Origin of the sequence: Saccharomonospora saliphila YIM 90502 (assembly GCF_000383795.1) — a bacterium.
Classification (GTDB): domain Bacteria; phylum Actinomycetota; class Actinomycetes; order Mycobacteriales; family Pseudonocardiaceae; genus Saccharomonospora; species Saccharomonospora saliphila.
On the sequence record NZ_KB912640.1, the window covers coordinates 99,443 to 112,076 of the forward strand.

Consider the following 12,634-nt stretch of genomic DNA (forward strand, 5'->3'; position numbering starts at 1 on the left):
CGCGGTGCCCGCGCGGGCGCGGGTGCGCTCACGGCCGCAGGCCCCCGAACAGGTCGGTGTCGGCGTCCGCGCGGGGCCCGTCGGCGAGCACGTAGTACTCCGTGTCAGGCACCGGCTGGGCGATCTCGTTGGACAGCGCGAAGCACTCGCCGACCACGCTGACCTGGGTGGCGTGGGCCCGCAGCGCGGCGAACTTGGCCTCCCGGTGCGCGGTGACGTCGACGCGGGTGGTGATCCCGTCGTCCGGGGTGGTGGGCAGCTCGTCGTCGGCGGGCACCCGCAACCGCGGTGGGGGATCACGCCGCAGGGCCGCGAGCCCCCGCATGGTGGCCGCGCGCGAGGTGACGGTGTGGAAGAGCCGGGAGACGTGCCCGGCGCGGCGGAACGCCGCCGTGGTGATCTCGTGGGCGCGGATGTGGTCCGGATGCCCGTATCCGCCGTGGGCGTCATAGGTGACCAGCACCTCGGGGCGCAGTTCGTCCAGGATCGCGAGCAACTGCCCTGTCTGGTCGTCGGCGTCGCCACGGGCGAACGCCCGTGGATGCTCGGCCGAGGGTGTGCCCGCCATGCCGGAGTCGCGCCAGCGCCCGATGCCGCCCAGGTAGCGGTGCTCGGTCCAGCCCAGCGCACGACCGGCCGCGGCCAGTTCCCCGGCCCGGTATCCCCCGAGCTGGTCCCCCGCCCAGGAGCCGAGTTCGGCGAGCTCGGCGGGGATGATCTCGCCCTCCTCGCCGAGCGTGCAGGTCACCACGGTCACGTGGGCGCCCTCGGCGGCGTAGCGCGCGATGCTTCCGCCCGTGGTGATGCTCTCGTCGTCGGGGTGCGCGTGAACGAACAGCACCCGGCGGCCTGCGGCAGCGGTCACGCCATCAGCGTAACGACGGCGCCGGAGCGCGACCGAACGGCCACCGCCGGGTCACCGGTTGGATTCAGTTCTTTCGTCGTGTCCACATCACGGGACGCCTCCGTTATTCTCCCCGGAAGTGATGAGTAGGGACACGTCACGGTGAGGGGTAGTGGTGCGAGACCGTCCGACGCTCACTCTCGGCTCGAAGTTATGCTCCACTTCACACACGAACGGCGTAACCGTGGGGCATCACCGTTGCATCACGATCGCTGTCCGGAGCGGCTCACAGGCCGTAGTGGTGCTTAGCGTGCAGGGCTAACGGTTAGCGCGTGGTAACACCCGACGGCTCACCGCGAAGGAAAAACCGCCTCTGACCCCCTGATGGCGTCCAGCAAGGAGTACCAATGTTGAGAAGCAAGTCACGCGTGGCGCGTTACGCCGCGCTCGTCGCCGGGGCCTCCCTCGTACTGGCCTCGTGCGGTGGTGGCGGCGGCGACGGCGACGGCGAGGGAACGACCGGACAGTCCTTCGCCGACTGCGACGCCAACCCCAACACCTGCAACTCCGCCTCCCCCGAGGAGATGCAGGACGGCGGCGACATCACCTTCGCCATGGAGAAGAACGTCGAGAACTGGAACATCACCTCCTCGGAGGGCAACGTTCTCGACACGGCGATGGCGATCAAGACCGTGTTGCCGTACACGTTCTACACCAAGCCCGACTTCACCCCCGCCCTGAACGAGGACGTGCTCGAGTCGGCCGAGATGACCAGCGAGGACCCGCAGGTCATCGAGTACAAGATCAACCCGGACGCCCAGTGGGACGACGGCACGCCGATCAGCGCCGATGACTTCATCTACAACTGGAAGGTGCTCAACGGCGAGGACTGCCCGGACTGCGCGCCCGCCTCGACCGGCGGCTACGACCGGGTCGAGTCGGTGGAAGGTTCGGACGACGGCAAGACGGTCACGGTGACCTTCGCCGAGCCGTACACGGACTGGAAGTCCATGTGGTCCTCCGACAACCCGCTCTACCCGGCGCACATCGCCGCGGAGCAGGGGGACCTGGACACGCCGGAGGGCCTGGCGAAGGCGTTCGAGTGGTTCGGACAGAACGTGCCCGACTACTCCGGCTCGGCCTACAAGATCGCCGACTGGCAGAACAACGAGGCGCTCACCCTCGAGCCCAACGAGAACTTCTGGGGCCAGCAGCCGAAGCTCGACCGGCTCGTCTTCCGCGTCATCACCGACGCGACCCAGGAGCCCACCGCGCTGCAGAACGGCGAGGTCGACGTGATCTACCCGCAGCCGCAGGTGGACCTCGTCAACCAGATCCGCAACATCCCCAACGTGTCCTCCCACATCGGCCAGGGCCTGACCTGGGAGCACTTCGACTTCAACTTGCGCAACGAGTTCCTCGCCGAGGAGCCGCTGCGGGACGCGCTCTTCACCGCGATCGACCGGCAGGGCCTGATCGACAAGACCGTCGGCCAGTTCACCGACGGCGTGGAACCGCTGAACAGCCACATGTTCGTGCCGCAGCAGGAGGGCTACACCGACGTCGTCACCGAGCACGGCCACGGCACCGGTGACGTCGAGGCGGCCAAGAAGATCCTCACCGACGCGGGCTACACCCTTGAGGGCGGCCAGCTCAAGACGCCGGAGGGCGAGAACGTCGCCCCGATGCGGATCCGCTACACGGTCGGCAACCAGATCCGCAAGGATCAGTCCGAACTGTTCGCCAACGCCGCGCGGGAGCTGGGCGTCACCGTCAACGTCGAGCCGACCGACGACCTCGGCGGCACGCTGACCGAGGGTGACTACGACATCATGGTGTTCGCCTGGGTCGGCAACCCCTTCCCGTACGGCAGCGCCCTGCAGCTGTGGCACTCCGAGTCGGACAGCAACTACGGCGGCTACGAGAACGCCGACGTCGACCGGCTGCTCTCCGAGGCCGCCGCGGAGACCGACGTGCAGGCCGCGAACGAGAAGCTGAACGAGGCCAACCGCATCATGGCCGAGGACGCCTACGTGCTGCCGCTGTACCAGAAGCCGACGTTCCTGGCGGCCTACGACAATGTCGCGAACCTGCGCGGCAACTCGACGCTCGACAGCCCCACCTACAACGCGAAGGAATGGGGCCTGCGGGCCGAGTGACGCCGCGGGCGTCGGATCGTTGAACACCCGGGGCTACCGCCGGAGGCCACTCCGGCGGTAGCCCCGGTCCATTGATCGCCTGTCACGGGCGTACGCTGCACCGACGGTGGTTCCCGCCACGAGCGGCGACGCCGCACGAGACCCGCACACAGCAGGGAAAACCTCCTATGCTCGCCTACGCAGTGCGCCGATTGCTGATATCGGTGCCGATCCTCATCGCCTCGACGTTCGTCGTCTTCATGATGGTGGCACTGACCGCCAACCCGATCTCGGATCTGCAGGCGCGGAACCCACCGCCGCCGGCTCACGTGATCGAGATGGAGCGCGAGCGGCTCAACCTCGACCAGCCGGTGCTGGAGCGCTACTGGGACTGGATACTCGGACTGTTCCAGGGCGACTTCGGCCCGTCGGTGCAGTCGACCATGGACATCGGCAGTGAGGTGATCGCCCGCTTCGGCGTCACCTTCCGCCTCATCTTCCTCGCGATGGCCCTCGCACTGGTGCTGGCGATCGTCGTGGGCGTGGTCAGCGCGGTGAAGCAGTACAGCAAGGTCGACTACACCGCGACCTTCTTCGGCTTCCTGTTCCTGGCGATGCCCTCGTTCTGGTTCGCGATTCTGCTGAAGGAAGCCGGGATCAGCTTCAACAACGCGGTCGGCGACCAGGTGCTCTACACCATCGGCGACAGCTCGATCCACATCGCGGGCGGCTCGTGGGACAAGCTCCTCGACATCCTCGGGCACATGGTCCTGCCGACGATCTCACTCGCGCTGCTGTCGTTCGCCGCGTGGAGCCGGTTCCAGCGTGCTTCGATGCTGGAGGTGCTGGGCAGCGACTACGTGCGGCTCGCCCGCGCCAAGGGATTGCGCAAGGGGACGGTGATGCGCAAGCACGCCCTGCGCACGGCCCTGATTCCGCTCACCACGGTGACCGCGCTCGACCTCGGCACGATCCTGTCCGGCGCCGTGGTCACCGAGACCGTCTACCAATGGCGCGGCGCGGGCAGCTTCCTGCTCGACGCCATCAAGCGCGACGACGTCTACGCCGTGCAGGCGTGGCTGCTCATCTCGGCCACGTTCATCATCCTGTTCAACCTCATCGCCGACCTGCTCTACGGCGTGCTCGACCCGAGGATTCGCTATGCCTGACACAACCCGTAGCGACGCCGAGACCACCTCGACGACCACCGGTCCCGCGACCGGCGCCGGGTCGGGCGGGGGCGGGTCCACCGAACGCGAGTTCACCGTCGCCCAACGCAGCCAGGCGCAGATGGTGCTCAAGCGGTTCCTCCAGCACCGGCTCGCCGTGGGCAGCCTCATCGTGCTGGCGTGCGTGCTGCTGCTCGCCTTCGTCGGGGACCTGCTGTGGAAGTACGACGTCGCCGACATCACCGACAGCGAGTCGCAGCCGCCGTCGTGGGAGCACCCGTTCGGCACCGACGCGGTGGGTCACGACGCGTTCGCGCAGGTCCTGCGCGGCACGCAGGTCTCGATGGGCGTCGCCGTGCTCGTCGCCGTGTTCTCCACGCTGGTCGGCACCATCTGGGGCGCGGTGGCGGGCTACTACCGGGGCTGGCTGGACACGATTCTGATGCGCATCGCCGACCTGGTGCTGACCCTGCCGCTGCTGGCCGTGGCCGCCGTGCTGGGCGCTTCGGCGGGCGGTTCCTGGTGGCTCATCGCGCTGGTCATCGCCGGGCTGTACTGGGCCTACGTCTCGCGCGTCGCGCGCGGCGTCGTGCTCTCACTGCGGGAGAAGGAGTTCATCGAGGCCTCCAAGGCACTCGGCGCCAGTGACACCCGCATCATCTTCAAGCACCTGGTGCCCAACGCCCTCGGCTCGGTGATCGTCAACGCCACGATCCTGGTGGCCATCGCGATCCTGATCGAGACGGCGCTGTCCTTCCTCGGCTTCGGGGTCCAACCGCCGGACACCTCGCTCGGGTTGCTGGTGAGCAACAACCAGACCGCCGTGAGCACCCGGCCGTGGCTGTTCTACTTCCCCGGCCTGTTCATCATCGTGATCGCCCTGACGATCAACTTCATCGGGGACGGACTCCGCGACGCGTTCGACCCCCAGCAGACGAAGGTACGCGCATGACAACTACCGACCCCACTGCGACGACGGCCGATCCCGTTCTCGAGGTGGCGGATCTGACCGTGCAGTTCCCCTCCGACGACGGGATGGTCCAGGCCGTCCGCGGCGTGAACTACCAGCTGCGCCGGGGCGAGGTGCTCGGCATCGTCGGCGAGTCCGGCTCCGGCAAGTCGGTGACCTCGCTCGCCGTCATGGGCCTGCTCGCGGGCAACGCCCGCGTCTCCGGCTCGGTCCGGTTCCAGGGCACCGAACTGCTCGGCGCCGACGACAAGAAGCTGTCCACCGTGCGGGGCAAGAACATCTCGATGGTCTTCCAGGACCCGATGACCTCGCTCAACCCGGTCTATACCGTCGGTGCCCAGATCGCGGAGACGATCCTGGCCCACCACGACATCAGCAAGGACGCCGCACACAAGCAGGCCGTGGAACTGCTCGAACTGGTGCACATCCCGAACCCGGAGCAGCGGGCGAAGGCGTATCCGCACGAGCTCTCCGGCGGGATGCGGCAGCGGGTGGTGATCGCGATCGCGATGGCCAACCGGCCGGACGTGATCATCGCCGACGAGCCGACCACCGCGCTCGACGTCACCGTGCAGGCACAGATCCTGGAGGCGCTCAAGACCGCGCAGCAGGAGACGGGCGCGGCGATGGTGCTGATCACCCACGACCTCGGCGTGATCGCCGGGCAGGCCGACCGGGTGCTGGTGATGTACGCGGGCAAGGTGGTCGAGTCCGGCACCGCCGACGAGGTGTTCTACACCCCACGCATGCCCTACACCCTGGGCCTGCTGGGCAGCCTGCCCCGGCTCGACGTCAAGGCCGACCGGCTCAACCCGATCTCCGGCTCGCCGCCCTCGGTGGTCAACATGCCTCCCGGGTGTCCGTTCAGCCCCCGGTGCCCGATGGCCGAGGACGTCTGCGACACCACCGAACCCGACCTGGACGCCGGTGCCTCCGACGGACATCTGGCGGCCTGCCACTTCTCCCATCGGGTGGAGGGACTCGCCCCGGGGGACCTCTTCCGACCGACCACCGAAGACCCCCTGCCTGCCGGCACGAACGAAGGCGAGGCATCCGCATGACCGAGACATCGACCGTGGGCGCGGCCACGGAACAGGGCACCGGGCCCGTCCTGTCCGCCCGCAACCTCGTCAAGCACTTCCCGGTCGGCAGCGGCGGTCTCCTCCGGCGCAAGGCCGGTGACGTCCACGCGGTCTGCGACGTCTCGTTCGACATCTACCCGAACGAAACACTCGGGTTGGTCGGCGAGTCCGGATGCGGCAAGTCCACCACCGCGCGCGTGGTGCTCAATCTCCAGGAGGCCACCAACGGCGAGGTGCTGTTCAACGGAACGGCGCTCAACCGGCTGTCCGGCAAGGAGATGCGCGCCCTCCGGCGCAGCCTCCAGATCGTGTTCCAGGACCCCTACGCCTCTCTGGACCCGAGGCTGCCGGTCAACGAGATCATCGCCGAGCCCCTGCGCATCCACGGGCTCTACGAGAACGGCGGCCCCGACCGCGTGCGGGAACTCCTGCGCACGGTGGGACTGCGGCCCGAGCACGGCAACCGGTTCCCGCACGAGTTCTCCGGTGGTCAGCGCCAGCGCATCGGCATCGCCCGCGCGCTGGCGCTGGAGCCGCGGGTGCTCGTGCTCGACGAACCGGTCTCGGCGCTGGACGTCTCGATCCAGGCCGGTGTGCTCAACCTGCTCCAGGATCTCCAGGCCGAACTGGGACTGTCGTACCTGTTCGTCTCGCACGACCTGTCCGTGGTGCGCCACATCGCCGACCGGATCGCGGTGATGTACCTCGGCAAGATCGTGGAGACGGCACCGGCGGAGCGGCTGTTCCAGGCACCGGCGCACCCGTACACGCAGGCGTTGATCTCGGCCATCCCGGTGCCCGACCCGCACAAGGAGCGCACCCGCCAGCGGATCGTCATCAGCGGTGACGTCCCGAGCCCGGCCAACCCGCCGAGCGGGTGCCGGTTCCGCACGCGCTGCCCGAAGTTCGCGAACCAGCTCACGGAAACCCAGCGCACGCTGTGTGTCGAGCAGGAACCCGAGCTGACCGACCGGGGCCAGGGCCACCCGTCGGCGTGCCACTACGCGGAGGAAACCCAACTCCTCTGACGCGCCTCCCCGCGCGTTGACATGCCGTCAAGGCCTCCTTCACTGCACTCAACGCAGTGAAGGAGGCCTTGACGGCGCTGAACGCGGGAAAGGGGGCCTTGACGGCGGCGGGGGCAGGGCGTGCGGGGTCAGCGGGGGGCTCGGGTCCAGTTGACCGCCGAGGCGAAGGGGCTCGTCAGCGGCGGTCCCGGAGTCACCCCGGACACGCCGGAACCGACGGCCAGGGTGTCGGCGAACTGGAACAGCGGGATCGACACGTGGCTGTCCCACAGTGCCGGTTCGATCTCCGACAGGCTCTGCCGCAGAGGTGTCTCGCCGGTCAGCGCCGACTCGATCTCCGGCTGAAGATCCTCGTCGCAGAACCCGGCCGGGTTGGCGGGAGCCACGGGCTCCGTGGCCTCCCCGGCGGTCCCGTCGGTCTCGTCGCCACCGTCGGTGCCCTCGCTCCCGGCACCGTCGCTGCCCCCGGACCCGTCGTCCGCCCCCTCACCGGACGAGCCGGAATCCTTGCCGTCCGCACCGTCGCCGGAGCCGGTGCCGCCGTTCTCCGAACCCGATTCGGAATCCGCACCGGTGTCCGGCTCGCCGTCGACACCGGTACCGCAGCCGAACGACGAGGCCAGCGTGGAGGCGGGGTCGGAGCTGACCACGCGCGGCACCACCGCGATGTCGATGCCCACCTGACCACCGGTCGGCAGCGGCCTGCCGTCGTCGCCGGTGGACACCGGGGCGGCCAGGGTCTGGGAGAAGAGTTCGCGCGCGGGCGGGTTGACCGTGGTCACCTCGATGCCCTCCGCGATGAGCTGTCTGCTCAGCTCCTGCGCGATACTGGCGTAGGGCTCCTTCTGCCCGGGGGCGGCGACCACGACCGACAGCGTGCGGCCGTCGCGCACCCAGCTACCCGCCTCGCGTTCGTACCCGGCCTCGGCCAGCAGCGCCCGCGCCCGCTCGGGGTCCGGTTCGAGCGGCGGGCCGGCCCCCGGCACGGTGGCGGAATAGTCGTCGTGCGAGGGCGGCAGCACCTGAGCACCCGCCCGCAGGTCGGCCGACGCGCCGCCCTCGGTACCGGTCTCGATCAGGGCGCCGCGGTCGAGGAAAGCCGCCATCGCGGCGCGCACGTCGTCGTCGGCGAGCTCGGGACCCACCGGGCGGAGCAGGACCTCGGCGAGGTGGTCCCGCGCGACGGTGTGCAGCGCGACGTCGTCCCCGAGGTCGGCGAGCAGCGCACGGGTGTCGGCGTCGGCGTCGGTGAGCACGAACTGGTCGTGTCCGGTACGCAGGGACGCGACCATGTCCTGGGCATCCGAACGGTGCAGCACGATGCGGTCGACCGCGGCGGGCTTCTCCCAGTAGCGCTCGTTGCGCTCCAGGATGATCTCGCCGCGGGCCGCGTCGATCGTCTTGATCGCGAACGGTCCCCCATAGGCGGGGAAGCTGCCCGCGAGCGCGCCCTGCCAGCCGCCGGGCGCGTCCTTGAGCACGTGCGCGGGCAGCAGGTCGGAGAACAGCGTCTTCCATCCGGGATACTCGTCGCGGAAGGTGACCTCCACCAGCTTGCCGCCTTCGCCGGGCCGGATGTCCGAGATCAACCGGTAGCCCGCGGGGTTGACCACACCCGGCTGGGTGCGCATGGCCTCGGCGAGGTAGACGAAGTCCTCCACCGCGATCGGGGCTCCGTCGGACCACGACGCCTCCGGCCGGATCCGGTAGGTGACGGTGAACGGGTCCGTGCCCGTCACCTCCGCCGAGGTCATCAGGTTCTCGTCCAGCGTCGGCGTGCCGTTCTCGTCGGGGCGGAACACCGACGGCAGCAGCAGCTCCGACAGCGCCGAGGTCACTGTGGACGTGTCGGCGAGGGCGTGCGGGTTGTACCCGCCGGTCACCTCGTCGAGCCCCACCATGATCTGCGACGGCGTGTCGGCGGGCGGGGCCGAGGTCTGCGCGACGGGACTACTGACGACCGGGGGCGGCGGGGCGTTGGAGCAGGCCGTGAGCACGGCTGCCAGCGCGGCCACGAGCACGACCCACCGGGCTCTCCTTCTCCCGCCCCTCGCTCGCACGCCGTGGCCCCTCCTGCTTCTGTCGTGTGCCGACCCGTCCCCCGTACGTCCGGCGACCGCCGTCCGGAAGACGGGCCGAACGCCTCCCGGGGTTCCAGTGTCGCAGGCCCCGGGTGATCTTCACGTCAGGCGTTGCGGTCCCGGCTCTTGGCCCGGGAGCGCTCCTTGGCACGCTGGGTCACGTCCAGCACGTTCTTGCGCACGCGCACCACCTTCGGGGCCACCTCGACGCACTCGTCGACCGAGCAGAACTCCAGCGCCTCCTCCAGGTTGAGCACCTTGGGACGGGCCAGGCGCTCCAGCTCGTCGGCCGAGGAGGAGCGCATGTTCGTGAGCTTCTTCTCCTTGGTGATGTTGACGTCGAGGTCCTCGGCGCGCGGGTTCTCCCCCACGACCATCCCCTCGTAGACCTCGGAACCGGGCTCGACGAAGAACGTGCCCCGGTCGGCGAGCTGCAACAGCGCGTACGTGGTGACCGGGCCGGAACGGTCGGCCACGAGCGAACCGCTGTGGCGGGTGCGGATCTCACCCGCCCACGGGAAGTACCCCTCGAAGATGTTGTTCGCGATGCCCGCGCCCCGGGTCTCGGTGAGGAAGTCGGTGCGGAAACCGATCAGGCCACGGGAGGGGAGCACGTACTCCAGCTTGACGCGGCCCGTGCCGTGCCCGTCCATCTGCTCCATCCGCCCGCGGCGGGCGGCGAGGAGCTGGGTGATGGCGCCGAGGTGCTCCTCGGGCGCGTCGACGTAGAGCCGTTCGAACGGCTCGTGCAGCGTGCCGTCGATCGTGCGCGTGACCACCTGTGGTTTGCCCACGGTCAGCTCGAAACCCTCGCGGCGCATGGTCTCCACGAGCACGGCCAGCGCGAGTTCGCCGCGTCCCTGCACCTCCCAGGTGTCGGGCCGCTCGGTGGGCAGCACACGGACGCTGACGTTGCCGATCAGCTCGGCGTCGAGGCGCGCCTTGAGCAACCGCGCGGTCAGCTTGTCGCCGCCGCCACGGCCCGCGAGCGGTGAGGTGTTCACCCCGAATGTCATGGAGATCGCGGGTTCGTCCACGGTGATCCGGGGCAGCGGGTCCGGATGTTCGGGGTCGGCGAGCGTGTCGCCGATGGTGATGTCGGCGATGCCCGCGATGGCGACCAGATCCCCGGCCGCGGCCTCACGGGCAGGCACGCGGCTGAGCGCTTCGGTGACCAGCAGTTCCGAGACACGCACCGACTGCACCGAGCCGTCCTCGCGCAACCACGCCACCGTCTCGCCCTTGCGCAGGCGGCCGGAGTGGATGCGCACGAGCGCGATGCGGCCGAGGAAGCTGGAGGCGTCGAGGTTGGTGACCAGCGCGCGCAGCGGCGCCTCGGGGTCGGCCGTGGGCGGCGGGACCCGCTCGAACAGCACGTCGAACAGCGGGTCCAGGTTCTCCGAGTCGGGCACGGCGCCGTCCTCGGGACGGGTGAGCGACGCCTTCCCGTCGCGGGCGGCCGCGTAGACCACGGGCATGGACAGCACGGCGTCGAGCGCGTCGTCGTCCATTCCGTCGATGTCGCCCGCCAGTTCGAGCAGCAGATCGTGGGTGTGCTCGACCACCTCGGCGATCCGGGCGTCGGCGCGGTCGACCTTGTTCACCACGAGGATCACGGGAAGCCGCGCCTGAAGCGCCTTGCGCAGCACGAACCGGGTCTGGGGCAGCGGCCCTTCGCTGGCGTCCACCAGCAGCACGACGCCGTCCACCATCGCCAGCCCACGCTCGACCTCGCCGCCGAAGTCGGCGTGTCCGGGAGTGTCGATCACGTTGATGGTGACCGGGCCATCGGAGGTCATCCTCCGGATGGCAGTGTTCTTCGCCAGGATCGTGATGCCCTTCTCCCGCTCGAGCTCGCCGGAGTCCATCACGCGGTCGACCGGCTCGCTGTGCTGGGTGAAGGCGCCGGACTGCCGCAGCATCGCGTCGACCAACGTCGTCTTTCCGTGGTCGACGTGGGCCACGATCGCGATGTTGCGCAGATCGGTGCGGAGTTTGCGGGCAGCGGCTGTGGGCACGCGAAGGCTCCCTGGTTACGGAGAAGTCGGACGACCAGCGGGGGCGACCGCGCCTGGCCACCGTTCAGGATAGCCCTCCGGCGACTGTGGTTCCTGACACACCACCAATAGCGAAGGTTCGCCTAACCTAACCGCATGGGCACGGTACTGGACTCCAGGCCCCCGGAGGCGACCGACGAGTCCCGGCACGAGCGCGGCACACCGGAGGAGTCCGCGCACCCGGTCGGGGTGGACGGCGCGGGCCCGGATGGCACGGGCTCGGACGGCACGGCAGGAGCCGATGGCGGGGCCGACGAGCACCCACGGCTCGGCGAGGCGGCGCCGCCGACGAAGAAGGCCAAGAAGGCCGAGAAGGCCAAGGGCTCGGGTTCGGCGAAGGGGAAGGACAAGGACTGGAAGAAGAAAAAGAAAAAGAAAAAGAAGAAGGACGGGGCGACGGCCGCGTCCGAGAAGGCCACAGCCGCCGAGCAGGCGGACGCGTCCCGGCCCGCATTCCGGCCCACGGAGAGCCGGGCCACGGCCACGCCCATGGAGGCAGGACCCGAGAAGGCAGCCTCCAACAAGACCAAGCCCGACAAGACCAAGCCCGAGAGATCCGAGCCCAAGAAGACGAAGTCCAAGAACGCTAAGCCCAAGAAGGCCAAGCCCAAGAATGCCAAGCCCGGGAAGACCGAGCCCGAGAAGGCCAAATCCAAGAAGGACAAGTCCGGCAAGGCGGGCGGGCACGCCGGATCGCTCGCCCCGGCCGACGACCCGCGAGCCGTGGTCCGCCATCTGATCAAGGCCGGCAAGGTCAAGAAGAAGTGCTGCCACTCGAAGCCGCGGTGCCGGAAGTGTCCGGTACTGGCCCTGAAACAGGCCAGGGCCGAGGCCGCCTGAGCCGACGGCCCACGCGGTCAGCGGGCGGCGGCCTCGTTGACCTCGCGCAGCTCAGGACACGTCCGCGTCGCCGAAAACTCGATCACTTCGTGGGTGACGTACTTGTTGAGCACCAGCGGGTTGGTGGCCAGCGTGGCCTCCAGCCTGCCGACCGGCATGGGTTTGACGATCAGCACCTCGCCGTCGTGGTCCGGCCGCCGTCCCGAGGCCAGCAGCAGACCGTGCTCGTACTGCCGGGTGATCCAGTCGGAGTGGTCCGGAAGGACGTAGTCGATCTCGTTCTGGGGCGCGGTGTAGCTCAGCAGCACGACGTACATGGTTCCACCGTAGGACCGCCACACCGTCGGCACAGCGCGCGAGCCCGTGCCCGGGGCCGACACGGGACAGGCCCGGACGCGGTCCCGGCGCGGCGGCCCGCCGTCACG

General features: G+C 69.4%; 10 protein-coding genes. 6 read left to right on the top strand and 4 right to left on the bottom strand.

The features are described from left to right. Positions 1–28: 28 nt before the first annotated feature. Positions 29–841: an N-acetyl-1-D-myo-inositol-2-amino-2-deoxy-alpha-D-glucopyranoside deacetylase gene (gene mshB / locus SACSA_RS0105565; protein WP_019814181.1), complete on the bottom strand. Its 813-nt coding sequence runs from the start codon at positions 839–841 to the stop codon at positions 29–31. A gap of 410 nt (positions 842–1,251) precedes the next feature. Between mshB and SACSA_RS0105570 the strand changes: the two genes are divergently transcribed. From SACSA_RS0105570 to SACSA_RS0105590, 5 genes are all read left to right on the top strand, one after another. Further along, positions 1,252–3,003 (top strand): ABC transporter family substrate-binding protein, encoded by a 1,752-nt coding sequence (locus SACSA_RS0105570; protein ID WP_028661576.1) that lies wholly within the window; start codon positions 1,252–1,254, stop codon positions 3,001–3,003. Positions 3,004–3,170: 167 nt separating this feature from the next. Continuing rightward, a complete protein-coding gene (locus tag SACSA_RS0105575; RefSeq protein WP_019814183.1) occupies positions 3,171–4,151 on the top strand; it encodes an ABC transporter permease in 981 nt (326 codons plus the stop codon). Further along, positions 4,144–5,103, top strand: coding sequence for an ABC transporter permease (locus SACSA_RS0105580; protein ID WP_019814184.1), 960 nt, complete (start codon positions 4,144–4,146; stop codon positions 5,101–5,103). Before SACSA_RS0105575 ends, SACSA_RS0105580 begins: the two co-directional genes overlap by 8 nt. Beyond that, a complete protein-coding gene (locus SACSA_RS0105585) occupies positions 5,100–6,182 on the top strand; it encodes an ABC transporter ATP-binding protein (RefSeq protein WP_028661577.1) in 1,083 nt (360 codons plus the stop codon). Before SACSA_RS0105580 ends, SACSA_RS0105585 begins: the two co-directional genes overlap by 4 nt. Then, positions 6,179–7,231 (top strand): ABC transporter ATP-binding protein, encoded by a 1,053-nt coding sequence (locus SACSA_RS0105590; protein ID WP_019814186.1) that lies wholly within the window; start codon positions 6,179–6,181, stop codon positions 7,229–7,231. The genes SACSA_RS0105585 and SACSA_RS0105590 overlap by 4 nt, the downstream gene beginning before the upstream one ends. A gap of 128 nt (positions 7,232–7,359) precedes the next feature. Here the strand turns inward: SACSA_RS0105590 and SACSA_RS0105595 are convergent, their stop codons facing one another. Together SACSA_RS0105595 and typA are read right to left on the bottom strand one after the other, a co-directional pair. After that, positions 7,360–9,291, bottom strand: a complete 1,932-nt coding sequence (locus SACSA_RS0105595; RefSeq protein ID WP_028661578.1) for an ABC transporter family substrate-binding protein — start codon at positions 9,289–9,291, stop codon at positions 7,360–7,362. 125 nt (positions 9,292–9,416) lie between these two features. Continuing rightward, entirely contained in the window at positions 9,417–11,330 is a 1,914-nt protein-coding gene (typA, locus tag SACSA_RS0105600) for a translational GTPase TypA (RefSeq protein WP_019814188.1), read from the bottom strand. 135 nt (positions 11,331–11,465) lie between these two features. Here typA and SACSA_RS21700 point away from each other — a divergent pair, with 135 nt between their 5' ends. After that, complete coding sequence (locus SACSA_RS21700) at positions 11,466–12,209, top strand: hypothetical protein (protein WP_019814189.1); 744 nt, start codon at positions 11,466–11,468, stop codon at positions 12,207–12,209. 17 nt (positions 12,210–12,226) lie between these two features. Here SACSA_RS21700 and SACSA_RS0105615 read toward each other — a convergent pair whose 3' ends face one another. Further along, positions 12,227–12,526, bottom strand: coding sequence for a YciI family protein (locus tag SACSA_RS0105615; RefSeq protein WP_028661579.1), 300 nt, complete (start codon positions 12,524–12,526; stop codon positions 12,227–12,229). Between the last annotated feature and the right edge of the window lie 108 nt (positions 12,527–12,634).

Excerpts from the sequence above, each read along its gene's own strand:
- SACSA_RS0105580 (WP_019814184.1), top strand. The coding sequence starts at position 4,144 with ATGCCTGACACAACCCGTAGCGACGCCGAGACCACCTCGACGACCACC.
- SACSA_RS0105590 (WP_019814186.1), top strand. The coding sequence starts at position 6,179 with ATGACCGAGACATCGACCGTGGGCGCGGCCACGGAACAGGGCACCGGG.
- SACSA_RS0105575 (WP_019814183.1), top strand. The coding sequence starts at position 3,171 with ATGCTCGCCTACGCAGTGCGCCGATTGCTGATATCGGTGCCGATCCTC.
- SACSA_RS0105570 (WP_028661576.1), top strand. The coding sequence starts at position 1,252 with ATGTTGAGAAGCAAGTCACGCGTGGCGCGTTACGCCGCGCTCGTCGCC.
- SACSA_RS21700 (WP_019814189.1), top strand. The coding sequence starts at position 11,466 with ATGGGCACGGTACTGGACTCCAGGCCCCCGGAGGCGACCGACGAGTCC.
- SACSA_RS0105585 (WP_028661577.1), top strand. The coding sequence starts at position 5,100 with ATGACAACTACCGACCCCACTGCGACGACGGCCGATCCCGTTCTCGAG.
- SACSA_RS0105615 (WP_028661579.1), bottom strand. The coding sequence starts at position 12,526 with ATGTACGTCGTGCTGCTGAGCTACACCGCGCCCCAGAACGAGATCGAC.